Annotated in this window: 21 protein-coding genes; 8 read left to right on the top strand and 13 right to left on the bottom strand. The window is 49.1% G+C overall.

Annotated elements, in window-relative coordinates; genetic code table 11:
• Positions 1-14 precede the first annotated feature (14 nt).
• The gene (locus tag CX651_RS05335; protein ID WP_101054341.1) at positions 15-656 is read left to right on the top strand and encodes a bifunctional 4-hydroxy-2-oxoglutarate aldolase/2-dehydro-3-deoxy-phosphogluconate aldolase; all 642 of its coding nucleotides are present in this window, start codon (positions 15-17) and stop codon (positions 654-656) included.
• A gap of 497 nt (positions 657-1,153) precedes the next feature.
• The gene (locus CX651_RS05330) at positions 1,154-1,570 is read left to right on the top strand and encodes a hypothetical protein (RefSeq protein ID WP_224866330.1); all 417 of its coding nucleotides are present in this window, start codon (positions 1,154-1,156) and stop codon (positions 1,568-1,570) included.
• Between the two features lie 73 nt (positions 1,571-1,643).
• Here the strand turns inward: CX651_RS05330 and CX651_RS05325 are convergent, their stop codons facing one another.
• From CX651_RS05325 to CX651_RS05285, 9 genes are all read right to left on the bottom strand, one after another.
• Positions 1,644-1,862: a DUF2897 family protein gene (locus tag CX651_RS05325; protein WP_101054568.1), complete on the bottom strand. Its 219-nt coding sequence runs from the start codon at positions 1,860-1,862 to the stop codon at positions 1,644-1,646.
• A 21-nt stretch (positions 1,863-1,883) separates the two neighbouring features.
• Complete coding sequence (gene kdsB, locus CX651_RS05320) at positions 1,884-2,621, bottom strand: 8-amino-3,8-dideoxy-manno-octulosonate cytidylyltransferase KdsB (protein WP_039035453.1); 738 nt, start codon at positions 2,619-2,621, stop codon at positions 1,884-1,886.
• A 68-nt stretch (positions 2,622-2,689) separates the two neighbouring features.
• A complete protein-coding gene (gene kdnB, locus CX651_RS05315) occupies positions 2,690-3,760 on the bottom strand; it encodes a 3-deoxy-alpha-D-manno-octulosonate 8-oxidase KdnB (protein WP_101054334.1) in 1,071 nt (356 codons plus the stop codon).
• 20 nt (positions 3,761-3,780) lie between these two features.
• Positions 3,781-4,968: an 8-amino-3,8-dideoxy-alpha-D-manno-octulosonate transaminase KdnA gene (gene kdnA / locus CX651_RS05310; protein ID WP_025890027.1), complete on the bottom strand. Its 1,188-nt coding sequence runs from the start codon at positions 4,966-4,968 to the stop codon at positions 3,781-3,783.
• 237 nt (positions 4,969-5,205) lie between these two features.
• A complete protein-coding gene (can, locus tag CX651_RS05305; protein WP_101054332.1) occupies positions 5,206-5,817 on the bottom strand; it encodes a carbonate dehydratase in 612 nt (203 codons plus the stop codon).
• A 101-nt stretch (positions 5,818-5,918) separates the two neighbouring features.
• On the bottom strand, positions 5,919-6,752 hold the full coding sequence (locus CX651_RS05300) for an alpha/beta fold hydrolase (RefSeq protein WP_101054329.1): 834 nt from the start codon (positions 6,750-6,752) through the stop codon (positions 5,919-5,921).
• Between the two features lie 127 nt (positions 6,753-6,879).
• Positions 6,880-7,605, bottom strand: coding sequence for a M15 family metallopeptidase (locus tag CX651_RS05295; RefSeq protein ID WP_101054327.1), 726 nt, complete (start codon positions 7,603-7,605; stop codon positions 6,880-6,882).
• A 3-nt stretch (positions 7,606-7,608) separates the two neighbouring features.
• The gene (gene dapE / locus CX651_RS05290; protein ID WP_101054324.1) at positions 7,609-8,742 is read right to left on the bottom strand and encodes a succinyl-diaminopimelate desuccinylase; all 1,134 of its coding nucleotides are present in this window, start codon (positions 8,740-8,742) and stop codon (positions 7,609-7,611) included.
• Positions 8,739-9,089, bottom strand: a complete 351-nt coding sequence (locus tag CX651_RS05285) for an ArsC family reductase (RefSeq protein WP_101054321.1) — start codon at positions 9,087-9,089, stop codon at positions 8,739-8,741. Before CX651_RS05285 ends, dapE begins: the two co-directional genes overlap by 4 nt.
• A 392-nt stretch (positions 9,090-9,481) precedes the next feature.
• Between CX651_RS05285 and CX651_RS19805 the strand changes: the two genes are divergently transcribed.
• From CX651_RS19805 to CX651_RS05260, 6 genes are read left to right on the top strand one after another with little or no spacing between them, the layout of a single operon-like run.
• Complete coding sequence (locus tag CX651_RS19805) at positions 9,482-10,126, top strand: hypothetical protein (protein ID WP_146225962.1); 645 nt, start codon at positions 9,482-9,484, stop codon at positions 10,124-10,126.
• 60 nt (positions 10,127-10,186) lie between these two features.
• Positions 10,187-11,104, top strand: coding sequence for a tripartite tricarboxylate transporter substrate binding protein (locus tag CX651_RS05280; RefSeq protein ID WP_229839767.1), 918 nt, complete (start codon positions 10,187-10,189; stop codon positions 11,102-11,104).
• A gap of 13 nt (positions 11,105-11,117) precedes the next feature.
• Positions 11,118-11,591: a tripartite tricarboxylate transporter TctB family protein gene (locus CX651_RS05275; RefSeq protein WP_101054314.1), complete on the top strand. Its 474-nt coding sequence runs from the start codon at positions 11,118-11,120 to the stop codon at positions 11,589-11,591.
• Positions 11,592-11,594: 3 nt separating this feature from the next.
• Complete coding sequence (locus tag CX651_RS05270; RefSeq protein ID WP_101054312.1) at positions 11,595-13,112, top strand: tripartite tricarboxylate transporter permease; 1,518 nt, start codon at positions 11,595-11,597, stop codon at positions 13,110-13,112.
• Between the two features lie 10 nt (positions 13,113-13,122).
• Complete coding sequence (locus CX651_RS05265; RefSeq protein ID WP_101054565.1) at positions 13,123-14,808, top strand: ATP-binding protein; 1,686 nt, start codon at positions 13,123-13,125, stop codon at positions 14,806-14,808.
• Positions 14,783-15,508: a response regulator gene (locus CX651_RS05260; protein WP_101054309.1), complete on the top strand. Its 726-nt coding sequence runs from the start codon at positions 14,783-14,785 to the stop codon at positions 15,506-15,508. Before CX651_RS05265 ends, CX651_RS05260 begins: the two co-directional genes overlap by 26 nt.
• 140 nt (positions 15,509-15,648) lie before the next feature.
• Here CX651_RS05260 and crr read toward each other — a convergent pair whose 3' ends face one another.
• From crr to CX651_RS05240, 4 genes are all read right to left on the bottom strand, one after another.
• A complete protein-coding gene (gene crr / locus CX651_RS05255) occupies positions 15,649-16,158 on the bottom strand; it encodes a PTS glucose transporter subunit IIA (protein WP_101054306.1) in 510 nt (169 codons plus the stop codon).
• Between the two features lie 103 nt (positions 16,159-16,261).
• On the bottom strand, positions 16,262-17,965 hold the full coding sequence (gene ptsP / locus CX651_RS05250; RefSeq protein WP_101054303.1) for a phosphoenolpyruvate--protein phosphotransferase: 1,704 nt from the start codon (positions 17,963-17,965) through the stop codon (positions 16,262-16,264).
• A gap of 11 nt (positions 17,966-17,976) precedes the next feature.
• Complete coding sequence (locus tag CX651_RS05245) at positions 17,977-18,234, bottom strand: HPr family phosphocarrier protein (RefSeq protein ID WP_028779985.1); 258 nt, start codon at positions 18,232-18,234, stop codon at positions 17,977-17,979.
• A 79-nt stretch (positions 18,235-18,313) separates the two neighbouring features.
• Positions 18,314-18,703, bottom strand: coding sequence for an ACT domain-containing protein (locus tag CX651_RS05240; protein WP_025010258.1), 390 nt, complete (start codon positions 18,701-18,703; stop codon positions 18,314-18,316).
• Between the last annotated feature and the right edge of the window lie 180 nt (positions 18,704-18,883).

Below are 18,883 nucleotides of genomic sequence, written 5' to 3'. Positions count from 1 at the left end.
AAGGAATAAAGTACATGCTTGAGAATAACTGGTCCTTGCAACCTCAGGACATATTTAAACTGAGCCCGATCATTCCGGTAATGGTTATCAACAAGATTGAACATGCGGTGCCCCTGGCCAAGGCCCTGGTTGCCGGTGGCATTCGGGTACTGGAAGTGACCCTGCGCACCGATTGTGCCCTTGAGGCCATAGCACGGATTGCAACCGAGGTGCCGGACGCCTTGGTCGGCGCCGGCACCATACTGAATGAAGCGCAATTGGCGCAGGCTGCAGAGGCCGGCGCTCAGTTTGCCATCACCCCAGGGGCGACAGTGGAACTGCTCAAGGCGGGTAAAGCCGGTAAGATCCCACTTATTCCGGGGGTGGCCAGTATCTCCGAAGTCATGGTGGGGCTGGGTCTGGGCTATACCCACTTCAAGTTCTTCCCGGCCGAGGCTTCTGGCGGGGTCAATGCGCTCAAAGCCTTCAGCGGCCCGCTGGCCGATGTCCGTTTCTGCCCAACTGGCGGGATCACTCCGAGCAGCTATAAAGACTACCTGGCGCTGGGGAATGTCGATTGTATCGGTGGCAGTTGGATAGCTCCGGTAGAAGCGATGGAGCAGGGCGACTGGGCCAGGATCACCAGACTATGCCAGGAAGCCATCGCGGCGCTGTGAGCATTTAACCAGAATGAATAAGGCTACCCGAGGTAGCCTTTTCTTTGCTCCGGTGTTTTTATTGGCAACAAAATCAACAATTTTAGTCCTTTAGGCTGGCTTGCACTGTTATTGGCTTTAGGGTAGCTTGGTTTGAAAAGAGTAAGTTATTGGTTTTTATTGGGCTGTTCTATTGCTGCTGTAATAGTTGTCGATGAATAAGCTGTATGATTCAGGGAGGAGCCTTTTATGAGATTCGAGCGCATCATTAAGCATTACAATGCCTGTCAATGTCCGACATGTTCATATCAGAGCGCAAATGGTCGTATCGCTGAGGCCTGCATCGATTTCGGTTTTATTGCCAACTGGCTAACAGTGCCGCTCGGGTTTGGCACCATGATTTTGCTTGGATTACAGCCCCTGCCTATTAGAATGTCTTGCCCTGTCTGTGGAAATACCTTTTTCGCCAGCGGTTTTCGTCACTAATCTATTCCGGATCTGATAAAAGGAGTCTTGTCATGTATGGCTCAGCGGTAATTCCGTACTCTGTTAGCCTGTCAAAAGTCAGTAATTTAAGAGAGTTATCTTCCAGGCTCAGATATTTGCTGGTGTTGGCTTTTGCTTGGCTCCTTGGCGGCTGCGGTCAGCCCTTGCCACTGGACAAGGCAGAATATGCCGGTGAGTGGCAGAGTGCTGACATGTATCTGCTTATTCAGCACGACGGCTCTGTAGAGTATCAGCGCTATGATGGCAACAGCAGCACCTCGATAAGTGGTGGTATCCAAAAGTTTGACGGTAACGACTTTGAAGTGGGGATAGGTTTTCTCTCCAGTCGTTTTGAAGTATCAGAGCCGCCACACAGGGTCGGAAGCGACTGGCAGATGGTGGTTGATGGTGTCCGGTTGACCCGGGTTTCCGATGTACAGTTTTATTGAACCTAAGTCTTGCTCAAGCTTAGGTTTAAGTAGAGATGGATATGGAAAAGGCGCCAATGGCGCCTTTTTTGTGTCAGTCTTTGTTTTTATCCTGATGTTTTCCATCAGTCTGGGAGCTCAGGGTTTTATCCGTGTTGCCAGCGGCTTCACCCTTACGCTTTATTTGCTTGTCTTTACTGTGCTGGCCAAATTGCGGCATTTTAAACTTGGCACTGTACTTGAGCACCGCCAGGTTACTGGCAATAACGCCTATCACTAAAATGATGATCAACCAGACTTCCAAAGATGACATTTCCATCTCCCGCTACCTGCTTCAGTCTACGGCCAGACGCTGTTCACAGCGGCGGATATCTTCAGGTGTATCTACCTCAGGCGAGTCAAATGCGCTGATGGCGACCTTGATCTTGTGACCATATTCCAGGGCCCGCAGTTGCTCCAGTTTTTCCAGATCTTCCAGTCTGCCCAAAGGCAGCTTGGCAAAGGTTTCGACAAAACGGCGGGTGTAGGCATACACCCCAAGATGCTTATAGACGGGGTAGTCGTTGATATCACGCCCAAATGGGATCCGGGCGCGGGAGAAATAAAGCGCATAGAATTCGTTGTCAAAGACCATCTTCACATGCTTGGGATCGTCCAATTCATCCTCTTCGGTGATTTGGTAGCCGAGGGTGGCCATTTCAAACTCACCGGGATGACGCTGGAACAGACTGATGATCTGCTCTATGGAGATGGGATCGATCAGGGGTTGATCCCCTTGCAGGTTGACTACCAGATCGTCATCCGCCAACCCCAATTGGGTGATGGCATCGTTAATCCTGTCGGTGCCGGAGGCCGCTTCGGCGCCGGTCATCACAACATTGCCGCCAAAGGCCTCTACAGCGTCCTTGATGCGTACATCATCGGTTGCCACATAGATATTATCCAACCCTTTGGCCAGTCCGGCGCGCTCATAAACGTGCTGGATCATAGGTTTACCGTTAATCGGTGCCAGAGGTTTGCCGGGAAAGCGGCTGGAACCATAGCGTGCAGGGATCAACAGGGTGACTTTCATTCAATTTTCCTAGTATTCAAGAAGAAAGGGCTCATAAAGAGCCCTAATCATAGCAGTCATTTACCGGCTTAGATACGACGGAACAGCTTGGTCAGCATCTCATCGGTGACTTTTTCCTGCCAGCTGTCACCATAGACGTTGGCCCACAAAGGACCCATGCTCTTGGTGACTTTAACCATGGCGGCAATGGTTTCGTCCGGCAAGTCTTTACAGATATTTTTAGGCAACTGGATGTTGTGCTTCTTCATCATGGCACGGAATTCTTCAACCCCTTCAGGGTAGAATTCTTCCAGTACGTCGAAGGCGATACAGTTACCAATACCGTGGTGATAACCCAAGATATAAGACAGACCGTAAGAAACCGCATGGCAGGCACCTACCTGGCTATAGGCGATACTCATACCGCCCATGAAGGAGGCCATCATCAGCTTGTCGTCTTTCTCAGGGTGATCACCCAGGAAAACTTCACGGCACATATCCATGGACTTCTCGGCGTAGGCGCGGGAGAACTCGTTCAGGAAGGTACCTTGCAGAGATTCAACACAGTGGATGTAGCAGTCCATACCTGTGTAGAACCATTGGTCAGTGGGTACGCCGGCAATCAGCTCGGAGTCCATGATGATCTGATCGAATACTGTGTAGTCAGAGTTCAGACCCAGTTTACGCTCAGGGCCGCACAGTACCGCGGTACGTGAGGCTTCGGCACCTGTACCGGAAATGGTAGGGATACCTATGTGGTGAATTGCAGGGTTCTTGATCAGATCCCAGCCTTGGTACTTGGCAGAACCACCTGGGTTGGTCAGCATCAAAGATACGGCTTTGGCCAGATCCATGGTGGCGCCGCCGCCCAGACCGACTACGCTCACAGGCAGTTTGCTGTTGAATGCCTGAACCTGCTCGGTAAGGCTGTCAACCTGCTCTGTGGTTGGTTCTTCATCGACATTGACCCATAGCACCAGATCTTGTTCTTTCTGTGGCAGACGACCTTCCAGTGGCTTGCCTTTGTGAACGTCATCCACGACGAAAACCACGAAGTCGTTGGCTTCTTTGCGCTCGGCGGCCAGCACTTCATCCAGTTGGACAAAAGAACCGCGACCAAAGATCATTTTGGGGACGACTTTAAAATTCTTGAAACTCATAGCAACCAGCTCCCTTTAGGTTATTGGGCAAATGCTTTCTTGATGTTGGCAATGCGCTCGGCAATCTGTTCTTCAGTCCAGGACAGCTTGATCAGCATGGAAATGGTCCGGCTCATGATAGCGTCAGATTTGGGCACAGAAACTTTAGTATAATCCGGACGATCTTCGATTAATGTGATCGGCAGGGCAGCAGGGCTCTTGAGCTGCTGAATGTGGTGCCAGTTCTTCAGGTAGTGCCAGTTGTTGACATACCAGTAGAAGCAACCATCGACACCGTTGGCAGAGAGCGCCTTGCTGACTTCCTGAGTGCGCTGCTCGGTTGGCAGCATAAAGCTGAGGAAACCGGCGCTGTCGCCTTCAGGATCGGGAATTTCGCGGAAAGTAACTTCTTCAATATCGGCCATGGCGTCTTTGATAAGCTTTTTGTTGCGACGCTGGATCTCCACTATGGTGTCCAGTTTGCGCAGCTGAGCCAGACCCAGAGCGGCGTTCATTTCGCTGATACGGAAGTTGAGGCCCATAATAGGGTGAGACTCGGCGCCGCGGTCATTACCTATATGATCATGGCCGTGGTCAGAGAACATGTGGGCGTGGTTGTAGATGGTTTCATCATTGGTGATCACAGCGCCACCTTCACCACAGGTGATGGTTTTAACCGAGTCGAAAGAGAAACAACCCACAGCGCCTATGGTGCCCAGAGCCTGACCTTTGTAGCTGCCGCCGATGGCCTGACAGGCATCTTCCAGCAGTACCAGATTGTGTTTTTCACAGATGGCTTTGATTTCGTCCATCTTGGCCATGGAACCGCACATGTGTACCAGGTTTACCGCCTTGGTGCGTGGGGTAATGGCGGCTTCAATTCCTTCTGGTGACAGACACAGAGTCTCATCGATTTCGGCAAATACCGGAATGGCGCCGGCCATGAATACTGCTTCAACAGAAGCGACAAAGGTGAAAGGAGGAACAATCACTTCATCCCCGGCGCCGATACCGGCGGCGGCCAGCGCGGTTTGCAGGGCGGCAGTACCGCTGGAGAGCAGGTGAGCATGCTTGACATTCATCTTGTCACATAAGAGCTGCTCCATATCGCGGGTTTTCCAGCGATCATTACGCATGGCATCAAAGTTGTAACGGAAGGTGAATCCGTTCTCCATGACGTCTGCTACTTCCTGTTTTTCTTCAGGACCAAACAATTCAAAACCGGGCATGGAAGGTGTCTCCTTAGATAGTGTTGTGCTCTGGGAGGGTCACGCCAGAAAAGGCCTTATGCCATAAGGCTGTCACGCGAAATGCGCCGGGTGACCGGATGACTGAGCACCCGTGTTAACTGCAGAATTATAACGGGGTGGCCAACATACTGCGATGCTTTCTTTCGGAAAAAATCCAACTGCGTAAAATTTCACCGATAAAGCAAGGGGCGCTGCTGCGCCCCTTGTCTGTTTGGATTACTCCACCCTTTGATGTCCGCCATCCACTGTGACGTCAAGATCGGTCAAAAGCCCATTGTCTATTCCGTAGATCCAGCCGTGCACTGAGAGATTTTGTCCCTTGGCCCAGGCTTCCTGGACTATGTTGCTGCTGGTGACATTGGCGACCTGCTCAATCACATTGAGCTCACAAAGGCGATCAAACCGTTGTTTTTCATTGAGGGTTTCCAGCTCCTGATGGTGCAGGCGGTAGATATCCCTGAGATGTCCCAGCCAGTTGTCGATAAGCCCGAGTCTGTCGGTACCCATGGCGGCCTTGACGCCGCCGCAGCCGTAGTGGCCCACCACCATGATATGCTTCACCTTGAGCACATCAACCGCGTATTGCAAAACTGACAAACAGTTGAGATCTGTGTGGATCACCATGTTGGCGATATTGCGATGTACAAATACTTCTCCCGGCATCAGATCTATGATCTGGTTGGAGGGAACCCGGCTGTCGGAACAACCTATCCAGAGATATTCGGGGTTTTGCTGTTTGGCCAACTGCTCAAAAAACTCTGGGTTTTCAGTGCTTATTCTGGCTGCCCAGCGGCGGTTGTTTTCAAAAAGCGGTTTCAGTATTTTCATTCAGGCTCACAAAATAGCTTATGGGAACACAGTGGTCCGATTTATTTTCGGCAGTGTATCAGAAAATAAAGCCGCGCTGGTCTATCCATCGCGGCCGGATTTCAGTGATGTTTTTCAAGAAACGTCAGCAGGGCTTGGTTGATAAAATCGCCCTGTTCCAACACAGAAATATGGCCGGCTGCCGGTATCTGCATCATCTCGGCGCCATCTATGGCATCGACCATCAAAAAGGATTCCAGCACAGTGCGTGCCGTGTCTTCTACTCCTGACATGATTAAACAGGGTAGAGTCAAGTTATCGGCATCTTCCATGGCGTCGCGGCGATTGAAAATCAGTTTGCCCATGGCGACGGTATCAGGGATACGCTCTGGTGAAATACTTTGCAGGGCGCTGGCGAAATCACTCAGCAGTTGTGGCCGTAAACTTGCAGTGGTTACGGCAAAAAACATAGGTGCTATCTGCTCTGCCATGGGCGCAGGAATTTGCCCCAATTGGCTGATGCCATCCAACATGGCCATATATTTGTTGCGGGTAACTTCGGGCTCAAAGCCGAGGAAGCTGCCCATCATCACCAACGCCTTGACTCTTGAAGGCGCCTTCAGAACCAGCTCGGCGCCCCACATGGCACCGACCGACAAGCCGATGACAGTGAATTCATCGACATTGAGTTTATCCATCAAGGTCAACATATCGGCGGCGATATCCGCCAGGCTCTCGGTATGCGCTGGAATCGCGCCTGACTGACCATGTCCCCAAAGATCCGGCACTATGCAGCGGTAGTGTTTCGCCAGTACAGGCAGTTGCTGTTGCCACATGGTGGCGTCCCAAAGGTAGCTGTGGCCGAGCAGCAGCACAGGGCCCTGGCCCAGATCCAGATAGCTGAGGGTTTCGCCCCTGAGTTCGATTTGCTGCCGATATTGATTGAAGTCAGTCATTGTTGAAAGGTATCCCGGATTTATTGTTTGGAGCAAAGGATACCTCAAGTTTGCCGACTTAGGATCCGGGTGCGAAATCGCATGATGTTTATTTAAACTCGCTCATTCAAACGTACTTCAAAGGTACTTATGTGAAGCTTTCCGGATAGGGGGCAACGCGCCTGACATAAGTCTCGACCAGTTCCGGCAAACGCCTAAGCAAACTTTGCTTGAGTGCTAAGTCACTGTGGTCGAGTATTTGCCGCAGACGATCGCTATCAAACTTTTCGAGAAACCCTTTGGCCTTTGGCAGGAAACTCAAGTGCCAGCGCTCCGGGCTGACGCCACTGAGGCCTGGCTGAAAAGGGCGATAGAAGCCAAAATCCAGGGCGCGCTCGTCCAGCCACAGGTTCAACTTATAGCAAGGGCCCTGGGGTTCATACTCGGCATTAACCAATTTGAGTTCATGCTTGCTGATTTGGCCGCTGTCGAATAGATCCATGTCGGTCCCCCAGTGGTGGCGAGAGGCGCCAGGCAGCGCCGACCAAAGCAAAATAAGCGCCACTAACTCATCATCACTGAGCGCGCCGACGTCACCTACCGGGAGTGAGTTTTTATCCAGTAGAGGGCGCTTCCCTGAGGCTTTGGCATTCCAAATCGCGAGTTGACGCTCAAAGCTGCGATAACCCGAACAGATGGCCAGGGCGATGCCATCTTGCTCGGCGGCGGCCTGCATCTTGAGAAAGGCCTTTGCCGTCTCGGCTTCCAGCCAAACTTCAGCGCCTGAGCCGCTTTCACTGCCGCTTAGATTAACCAGTGTCCTTCGCGGCGCTTCTTCGGTCTCCAGCCCATAGAGAAAATCGCTCTTTGCCATCACTTACTCCAACAAGAGTTTTTCCAGGATACGCTGATAACACTGGGCCAACAGCTCGAGATCCGCGACTTTCACGCACTCATTAACCTTGTGAATAGTGGCATTCACCGGACCCAGCTCTATTACCTGAGCACCGGTAGGCGCAATAAAGCGCCCATCTGAAGTGCCGCCCGAGGTTTGCGGGTCGGTCTCTGAGCCTGTTACCTCTTTAATCGCTTGGCGGGTCGCTTCAAGCAGCGGGCCATCGCCGGTCAAAAATGGCAGGCCGTTGAAGATCCAGCCAAGCTCATAATTCAGTCCATGGGCATCGAGGATATTCTCGACCCGCTTAATCAGCTCTTCGGCGGTGACTTCGGTGGAGTAACGGAAGTTGAACATTACCTTGAGCTCACCCGGGATCACGTTGGATGCCCCTGTGCCGCCGTTGATATTGGCTATCTGAAAACTGGTCGGCGGGAAAAACTCATTGCCTTTGTCCCACTGCATGGCGGCAAGTTCGGCCAACGCCGGCGCAGCCTTGTGCACTGGGTTATCCGCCAGGTGAGGGTAGGCCACATGTCCTTGAATACCCTTGACGACGAGATTGCCGGTGAGGCTGCCGCGGCGACCATTTTTGACTACATCGCCTAGTTTGAGAGTACTGGATGGCTCACCGACCAAGGCCCAGGTGATCTTTTCATTGCGCTCTTCCAGAGTGTCTATCACCCGGGTAGTGCCGTTGATAAAGGGGCCTTCTTCATCGCTTGTGATCAGAAAAGCGATAGAGCCTTGATGGTTCGGATGGGCGGTCACAAAACGCTCGGTGGCCACCACCATGGCCGCCAACGAGCCTTTCATATCCGCGGCGCCGCGGCCGTGAAGATAGTCGTCGATAACCACTGGCTCGAAGGGCGGAGTATGCCAATTGGTCAAGTCCCCCGGCGGTACCACATCTGTATGGCCGGCAAAACAAAATACCGGTCCTTCAGTACCGCGGCGAGACCAGAGATTGGTGGTATCTTCAAATACCATGGACTCGTTGGCAAAGCCCAGTTTGGCAAGGCGCTCGGCCATCAATGCCTGACAGCCTTCATCCAGAGGGGTAACAGATGCCCTGGAGATTAACTCCTTGGCAAGTTCAAGCACCTGCTGACTCATAGGCCGAACCACGCTTGGTAGTCGGCTTCTTTAAAACCGGTCATCACATCTTGGCCCCGGGTCAATACAGGGCGTTTGATAAGGGTTGGATTGGCCAGCATCAGGGATATCGCCTTGGCACTATCAATATCCTGCTTATCGGCGTCATCCAGCGCACGGAAACTGGTGGAGCGTTTGTTCAGCACCGCCTCCCAGCCGATGCGCTCGACCCAGGCCTTGAGAGTGTCTTGTGATAGTTCCTGCTCACGAAAATCCACAAAAGTCACTTGCTGGCCCTTGGCCTCCAACCATTTTCGTGCCTTCTTAACCGTGTCGCAGTTTTTAATCCCATAGATTCTATCTGTCATGACGAGTCCGTTTCTCTGTATTGCTTATAGTTCGTAATTGTCAGCGAGTATAACAAAGGCTAAACCGATGAAAAGGGCTATTTTGATGGGGGAATTTACAGTAACCGGCTCTCTGGGTTATCCAACTTCGACAGGCCCAGGTATGCCTTCAGTCAGATGCCTTGAACGCCAATTGTTGTGCAAGCCACTCTTTACATCAAGAGAGTGCCACGATGACTTAGTCGCACCTTCCTTAGTTTTGTTCATTTTGAGCATGCGCTTAATGGATAAAATTTCGTCAAAGGTTTTTATGGAAATTAATTTCGCAATCTTATATTAACCTTGATTTAACACTAGGCTGTCCTGTACGTCAGCAACCTTATTGAATGCGGACGCAGAATAGGAATTAGCCAATGAATAATACGGTTATTTTTATCAATGCCCTGAGTTGTCGGGGGGCAACCGGGACGATAACTAAGTCAGAATCCCATGCTCTTTCTTGTAAAGCGCAAACAGATATTTTGCCAATTAGCTTTGTTGGTGGATTAGGGGCCGTTACCCCGGTCGCCAGCTTACTCAGTTTAGCCATTCGACAGCTAAAACGTGATATAGAACGCAGGTTTCTCTTTTTAACGAGTTGGCGAGCGGAGCCTGGTTGCACACAAAGACATTTTAAACATTTTCCCATTTTCTATCAGGAGCATGATTGCAATTCTTCTGAGCAGTTCAGATTGCAGAGCGCGTATCTATTCAAGGGATTTAGTTGCGATAAATGGCAAGGCTATAGGCAAAAGTCTTGTAAGTTCCCTGGCGGTGGTTGTTTATCTGAATATCGAATCACGAATGATTGCTTTCTTGTATGGGGGCAGAAAAATGTGTCAAAGGCACAACGACATAAAACCAAGGTGAGAACATTTTTCGTTCGGAAAACCTTATCAAGTCGATTAAGCAGTCCCGTTCAACATCCCTCAGATGGAATTAAAGATTACGCCCGGGAAATGGCGTTCATGGTTTCCCCTTGTGTCGGGTGCGACGCACCTGTGCCGAATCCAGGTTAAAGGAGAAGGACAATGATCAAGATAACTTATCGGTTGATCGCCTTAGTGGCATACGCCCTGATGCTTTGTAGTGTTCAAAGTCGCGCAGAAACGCACTTTCTTATTCCTGGAGGGCCAGGCGGGGGCTGGGATACGACAGCAAGAGCTGTAGGCGAAGCCATGGTGAAGTCAGGACTGCATGACAACACCTCATTCCAGAATATTTCTGGTGGTGGAGGTGGCCGCGCTATTGCTTATTTGATTGAGTCGGGAACGAAAAAAGGCGATATGTTGATGGTTAATTCTACGCCGATAGTGCTGCGAGCACTTTCGGGGCAGTTGCCTTACAGCTATCGCGATTTGACACCAGTTGCCAGCGTTATTGCCGACTACGGGGCGTTTGCAGTGCGTGCAGATTCTCCCTATCAAAGCTGGCACGATGTTATTGAAGCCTTACGCGGAGATCCAAAAACGATCAAAGTCGCCGGTGGCTCAGCCCGCGGGTCTATGGACCATTTAGTTGCCGCACAGGCAGTTCAAGCGGCAGGTATCGATGGCAGACTGCTCAGGTATATTCCTTATGATGCTGGTGGAAAAGCCAAGGCGGGCTTGTTGTCCGGCGAAGTAAATCTCTTATCGACGGGGTTAAGCGAAGCACTCGATATGATGCGTGCGGGACAGGTAAGGATCTTGGCGATCACTGCTGATGAACCTTTGGTGGAATATCCACAGCTCCCCACTATGAAAACACTGGGTTATGACATGGAATTTGTGAATTGGCGTGGCTTTTTTGCTGCTCCAGATGTCTCACAGGCAAAAGTGCAGGAATACAGTGACAGGTTTCAACGTTTAATGGCAACACCTGAATGGGAGAGCGTACGTCAACGTAATGGCTGGCGCACGTTATTTACCAGCCAGGATGCGTTTGTTGATGTACTTGAAGCACAAGAACAGCAGCTTCGTGATGCAATGGAAGCGTTGGGCTTTATCCATCGTTAAAGGAGAGATGACTATGATGAATCGAGAGCTCATAGGGTCAACATTATTTTTGCTGCTATTTGTTTGTTATGGCATTTACGCTTGGCAGATCCCATTGATGCCATTTGAAGAGTACGAAAGTGTTAATTCAGCAAGCTTACCAAAGTTGTACACGGTATTAGGGATGGTGATTTGTTTACTGGCAATGATAGCTGAAATAGTGAAAGCGCCAGTGAATAAAAAACGGGAAATTAAAACTACCATAAGCTGGAAAAGTATCCGTCAAACATTGTTGTTAATAGTACTTATGTTGCTTTATAGCGGACTTTTAGAACCGCTGGGTTTTGTATTGGCAACAACAGTTTTTTTACTTGTCGGTTTTTGGTTAATGGGTGAAAGACGTAAAAAAATACTACTGTTGGCATCAATCCCTGTAGTGATTATTTTTTGGATCATCATGACCCAGTTATTAGGTGTTTATCTTGCCCCCGGTGAATTTTGGAGTTAAATCATGCTAGATGGAATCTTAACAGGCTTATCAACCGCCTTTGCTTGGCAAAACTTGATGTACGTGATCATAGGTTGTTTTGTGGGGACCTTCATTGGCATGTTACCCGGTTTAGGCCCCATGACTGCGATCGCGCTGATGATCCCTATTACCTACAGCATAGGCGCTGACTCCGGCATGATTTTGATGGCTGGTGTTTATTATGGCGCTATATTTGGAGGCTCAACGTCATCTATTTTAATCAATGCGCCCGGGGTGGCCGGTACAGTGGCCTCGTCCTTTGATGGTTATCCTATGGCAAAGCAAGGACATGCAGGCAAAGCTTTGGCGATTGCGGCTTATGCGTCTTTCACTGGTGGAACCATTGGCGCGTTAATGTTGATGGTCGCCGCCCCCTTATTGGCAGAAGTGAGTTTAAGTTTTCATTCTGCGGATTATATGATGTTGATGTTCCTGGGGTTAACAGCGATTGCAGCCTTTTCTAATAAAGGTCAATTTTTAAAAGCCATGATGATGACAGTCTTTGGATTAATGTTAGCCACTATAGGTATAGATCCATCTTCAGGCACTGAACGTTTTACCTTTGGCCAAGCAGATTTGCTTGATGGTGTGAGCTTTCTATTAGTTGCCATGGCGACTTTCGCATTATCGGAAGCTTTGATTAATGTCATTCGCCCGGAACAAAAAAATCCCGGGGAACTGGACATGGGCACACCTAAAATCGGTTCAACCAAGCTGAGTAAAGCGGAAGTAAAGGAGCTTGCGCCTACTGTAGGGCGTTCATCCTTATTGGGTTTTCTAATCGGCGTATTACCGGGGGCTGGCGCAACTATTGCAAGTTTTATGGCGTACGCCTGTGAGCGTAATTTAGCCCCGAAAGCATTACAGGAACGCTTTGGACAAGGTTCAATGCGAGGTTTGGCTGCACCGGAATCTGCAAATAATGCAGCTTGTACCGGCTCCTTTGTCCCTCTATTGACACTTGGGATACCTGGTTCAGGAACCACAGCGATTATGCTTGGTGCGCTAATAGCTTATGGTATTCAGCCTGGTCCTACACTAATGCAAGAAAACCCTGCGGTGTTTTGGTCTGTTATTATCAGTATGTATTTTGGTAATATTGTTTTACTTATTTTGAACTTACCCTTGATTCCTTATTTTGCTAAAGCATTAACCTTACCGCGGGCAGTGTTAACGGTAATGATTTTATTTTTTAGCTTAATTGGAGTTTATTTAGTGACGTTCAACACCTTCGATTTATTTATGATGGTGGGTGTTGCTGCTATAGCTCTTATTCTACGGTTGTTGAGTTTTCCTATGGCGCCTTTATTACTCGGGTTTATTTTAGGGGATATGATTGAGCGAAATTATCGACGTGCCGTGATGATTTCTGATGGTTCAATAAGCTTTTTATGGGAACGACCTCTTACATTAGCTATAGGTGTTGTTGCGATATTAGTATTGCTTATTCCATTAAAAAGTTTCTTGAGTAACTATCTTCGTCAGGATGCCAAGTTATAGGGTGGATATCATGCGAAATTCAGAACAAGAGGCAATCTCTGCGTCCGCATTCAAAGTGATTCGCCGTCCAAAAAAATTGGAAACCCGATTAATTATTTTGGTTGTTGGCGTCTGTGTGTTTCAAGCATTGTTCTTTTTTGCATTGGTTTATAATGTGATCACGCAAAACTTTCATCAAGAAGTGGGGGGGAAGGCGTTAGCATTGGCTCTGTCAATAGCGTCTCGGCCGGATGTGATTATGGCTTTAAAAGCTGACAAGGAAGCGAATGAACACCCTGAGCTCAATGCTAAAATGGAACAATTGCGTCAGCAAGTAAATGCTGATTTTATTGTCATTGGCAATACTGAAGAAATTCGTTTGGTGCATCCTGAACCAACGCGAATAGGTCAACGTATGGTTGGGGAAGACTCAGAAGCTGGATTACGTGGCGAGTATTATGTTTCTGAGGCCATTGGGAGTTTAGGTGAATCTATTCGTGGCAAGGTACCGGTTTATGATGATAGTGGTGAGATCTTAGGTTTGGTATCTGTAGGTTTTTTGGCCGGCTCAGTTGAATTATTGATTTTAGAGCGTAGTAGTATATTGTTCTGGGGCTGCATTTCGTTATTGTTACTCAGTATTTTTGCTGCCGTATTTATTGGTCGATGGGTGCGAAACGCCATTTTTGGGTTGCAACCAGATGAAATAGCAAGGCTATTTGCTGAGCAGGAAGCCATCTTGAATACAGTGCGTTCCGGCATTATTGCACTCGATCCAAAGGGGAATGTTCGGAAAATAAATCAACGGGCTTGTGAAATCCTGGAACAACCGTTGCGTATCCAGCATCAAAGTCTTCATTTAACTGATTTATTGCCGGAACATGCAGAGTTTTTATTGCGAAATCCAAGTCGCCGTATTCTAGGTTTCGAGTTGTTTGCTGCCGATAAACGTTTGGTTTTATCACGTTTTTTACTTCAAGCCCACGGCTACAATGATGGTGTGCTATTGAGTATGCGACCTGCTGATGAGTTAGAGTATTTATCGCAACAATTGGCCAAGGTACAGGCATTTGCTGAGTTATTGCGGGTACAAACTCATGATTATTCAAATAAGTTAAACACTATTGGTGCTTTAATCCAAATGGGAGAGTTGGATAAGGCGATTGAGCTTATTGGTCAAGAGAGCCAAGGTTCACAGGCTCAGATTGAAAGTTTATTGACCCATATTCAAGAACCTGTTATCGCTGGATTATTACTAGGGAAGTACCACAAAGCCCGGGAGGTGAATGTCAGTGTGGAACTGAATAATGATAGCTTGTTATGCAGTATTGAACGCAAGGAACTCCTGGAACGCATGGTGTCTATTTTGGGCAATCTTATTGATAATGCGATTGAAGCGGTGCAACAGGTACAACACCTGCGGCTGCCTCGTGTGTTAGTTACCATTGATGAAACGGCGCAAAATATTATATTCGATGTTGAGGACAGCGGTATAGGACTAGGTGCTGATAAAGCTGCCATTTTTACACCGCAATACAGTTCGAAAACGGGTGCACAACATGGGGTAGGGTTGTATTTGGTGAAAACGCATTTGGAATCTTGTGGTGGTACATTGGAATTGGGAGAATCTGATTTAGGCGGTGCAAGGATTACCGTTTACATTCCGAAAAAACATGTTAAAGGAACTTCTCATGGCGTATTCAGTAATCATTGTTGAAGATGAAGTTGCCGTCTCACAATTGTTGGCTCAGTATTTACTGTTTCCTCAAACGCAAGACACCGTACGCCAGGGACAGTATCAAGTTGTGGGTTGTGCCGGTAGCATAAAAGTTGCGACCGGTTTGTTAAAAGCATTACAACCTGATCTGCTTTTATTGGATATTTATCTGCCGGATGGTTCTGGACTTGAGTTGTTACAACAGGTTCGTAAGCAAGGACTCAAAAGTGATGTGATGTTGATTACAGCAGCCAAGGAAGTCACCATTTTAGAACAAGCCATGCAATTGGGAGTATGTGATTTTCTTGTTAAACCTTTAATGTTAAAGCGTTTAGATCAAGCACTTGCTCGCTTTGAAGCTCGTCAACACTGTCTTTCGGTAGCGGAAGAAGTAACCCAATCCATCGCTGACACTCTATTTGGGGGGGATAATAAGCAATCGAGTAATCAAGTACCGGTTCGTCTACCCAAAGGTGTGGATGCCTTGACTCTAGATAAAATTCGTTCCGTGTTTATTGAACATCCGAAACAAAGTTATACCGCACAACAAATGGGGGCTCTTGTCGGCATGAGTCGTTCAACTGCACGGCGTTATTTGGAATATATGCTGGCGATTGATGAGTTGATTGTTGATCAAAATTACGGGGCTATCGGCCGTCCGGAACGAAGTTATCGCTTTATCGGCTTTAACAAAAGCTGATGCGATATTGGTAAGTGAGAGAATTATCTGTTCCAGGAACCGCGATTTTTTAATGAACCGCAACCAGAAGGTAGGGGACGTTGACCGGCACTCAAATGCACTATGTCAAATAATGCATTTGAGTATTATTGGGGTTTAGTTCAGACCTGAACCGTGAATATCACATCTTTGCCGGCGTTGACGCTACCCTGGCGCTTTTCCAGATACTTAACATCTTCCATATTAGCCAGCACAACAGGAGTGAGCAGACTGTTGACCTGGTCTTTGAGAAAGTCGAGGTCAAACTCCAGTATAGGTTCGCCGGCTTTAACATCCTGACCTTCCTGGGCCAGGCGTTTGAAGCCTTTTCCTCTAAGTTCTATAGTACCAACGCCGAAGTGAACAAACAGCTCCAACCCTTGGGGCGACTCTATGCTGAAGGCATGGTTAGTTTCAAAAATTTTGCCTATAGTGCCGTCAATCGGCGCCAGCATAAATTTACCTTTGGGTTCTATCGCAATGCCATCACCGACAATCTTTTCGGCGAAGACCACATCCGGGACTTTTTCAATGGCAACAATATCGCCACTGATAGGGGCATAAACTTTAATACCGCCTTCTATGTTGGGCTGCCCCGATACCATGCGGCGGATCCGGCTTAAAAATCCCATGGGTTGTTTTGTCCTTTTTGTTTTTGGTTTCTGGTTAAACAGTCCCTCGACAACGTTCAGGTTGGGGAAGGGGATTTTTGCTTAGCATACTGAATTAATAGCTTTAATGACAGAGGGAGATCAAGGATGTCAATTCGGACAATCGAGTGCAGACGAGTGCTTTTTTGGCCTGCTTTGCAAATTGACTGAAGTTACCCTCACACAGCGCCGCTTTGATTTCCAGCACAGATCCCAGGTTGACTGACAACTCGTCCAGCCCCATGCCCATCAGTATTGGCGCAATACGCGGATCGCCTGCCAGCTCTCCACACAAAGAGACCCTGATGCCGGCGGCTTTGGCGTCTGCTATTGTCATGGCAATCAGCCTGAGGATCGCCGGAGAAAATGAGGGATAATCCCGGGTCAATTCAGGGTTGGTTCTGTCGGCCGCCATGGCATACTGAGTCAAGTCATTGGTACCTATGCTGATAAAGTCCAGCTTAGGCAGTAGTGTTGGCAGGTTCATAACCGCGGCCGGGGTTTCCACCACTATGCCAAGGCTGATGTCGCCATAGCCTTTCTCGGCCTCGCTGAGCTGCTGTTTACAGTGCTCCAGCATATCCAGTACGGCGTCCAACTCTTCAACCTGATTAACCATGGGCAGCATCAACCGAACCGGACCATGATTGGCGGCGCGCAATACGGCCCGTAGTTGTGTCTGCAGAATTTCAGGATGTTTAAGGGTGTAGCGCACGCCGCGCATGCCAAGCGCAGGATTGTCTTCTATTGCCTGATCCAGGCAAGGCAGTTCCTTGTCAGCACCTATATCCAGTGTACGTATGGTGAAGGGCTGGCCGTTGAGCAGCTGCAGAGCATCGCAATAGAGGTTGTACTGAGCCTTTTCATCTGGAATACAACTGGCATCCATCAGCATGAATTCGGTACGAAAAAGGCCTATGCCTTCTGCGCCGACCAGGGGCAAACGGGAGATCTCATTGAGGTTACCCACGTTGGCCATTAGGCTTATGCGTTTGCCGTCCTGGGTCTGGGTCTGCCTGTCCCGGTATTGCTCCAGTGCGCTGCGTCTTGCCTGCTCGCGCTCAAATCTCTGCTTAAGCTCTGTGACTTCAGTTTGCTCCGGGCGAACAAATAAAGCACCTTGGTTGGCATCCAGAATGAGCTGATCGCCGGCATTGATATTGCCTGTTTGATAGTTGCAGGAAAGCAGGGCGGGGATGCCGGCGGCACGGGCCAAGATAGCCGTGTGGCTGGTGAGGCCACCGGTCTTCAGTATGATGCCTTTGATATGTTCAAGGGGCAGCAGGGCAAATTCCGCCGGTGTCAGATCCTGAGCCAACAAGATGGAGTCATGTTTGAGTTTATCCAGGCCATCGGCATCGGCGCCGTTGATACTACTGATAAGTCGTCTGCCGAGGCAACGTACGTCCTGGGCCCGGTTTGCAAGATAAGGGTCTTCCAGTGCTTCAAGTTCACTGGCCTGGTGGGCAAAGACCCGCTCTACCGCTGCTGTGGCTGAAAACTGCAGCCCACTGATGGACTCGCGAATTTGTTGAATAAGTTCAGTATCTTCCAGTAGTAGCAGATCGGCTTCCACCAATTGGAAGTTGTCTGAATCTTCGGTCAGTTTATCCAGGCTGGTTTGTAACTGCTGGCACAAGCGCTGCAGTGCCTGGGTGAGCTTATTCAGCTCTTGAGGGATTTTGGCAAGTGGCAGCAGGCGGTAATCCATGCTGTTGTCAAAGGGGTTGTAGACTACCGCTTCTCCGAAGGCGATACCCGATGAGACTGCAATTCCGGCGAGGCGCATCTGTGTTCCTCTCAACTTAAGGTGATCAACAGTTCCGACACCCGTTCAACGGCTTCGCGAGCCTGTTCACCTTCGGCAAATACTCTGACAGACACGCCTTGATAGAGCCCCAGTGTCTGCAACTTGAACAGACTCTTGGCACTGGCTTGTTTGCCCTGGCACTCAACCATCACATCACAATCGTACTGTTTCGCCTCTTTTACCAGCAGTGCGGCAGGGCGGGTATGGATCCCGTGTTTGGCGGTAATAGTGACGGTTTTTTCGTACATAGACTTCTTTGACTCATGTAATTAACTGAATAATATCCGGTAACGGCTGACGTTTTGCAATACTCCGGCGACCAAGCCGTCAATTGCCATATTCAATAACCTGATATTGCTGCTTTCTGAGGGCGCGAATGGCGGTATCCAACTTATCTTTCTTCAGCAGTATATAGTCGGTATCGAAGGTTGAAACTGTAAAAATACTCACATGGGCATCGGCGAGAGTTGCCGAGACTCTGGCCATGATACCCGTCATGGAAAAGCCAAGTGGCCCTAAAAGTTCAAGACAACGCCAGTCTTCTTCCTGCTCCAGGCTATCGAGCTCCAGTTTACAATCGACGACTACCGAAAGCTCCTCACGGGTTTTGGCAATAAAAAACAGCGGCTGGCTGAGTACTTCGGCCGGAACCTGGGTATCTGAGCTGAAACTGTGGATAGTGAATAGCTGCGGATAGACCGCCAATGTCATGCGCAAAGCCAATACCTCTATTTTCGCCCGGGGCCACCAATGGGCGCCGCTGCGGTATCGCCTGCCGGGTACGGCAAACTCCGGGAAGGTGCGAACAAGTCCCATGTGTGCTCTGCGTCGGCTTACAGGCCTGGATGCAAGGCGTGGTTCGCCGCAAATGGCCCTAGTCCTTTGCAAGAAGCACAA

The organism is Shewanella chilikensis (assembly GCF_002836945.1).
In the GTDB taxonomy this organism is placed as follows: Bacteria; Pseudomonadota; Gammaproteobacteria; order Enterobacterales; family Shewanellaceae; genus Shewanella; species Shewanella chilikensis.
Note: the sequence above shows the minus strand (reverse complement) of the source record. Positions and strands in the feature narration are given on the sequence as shown.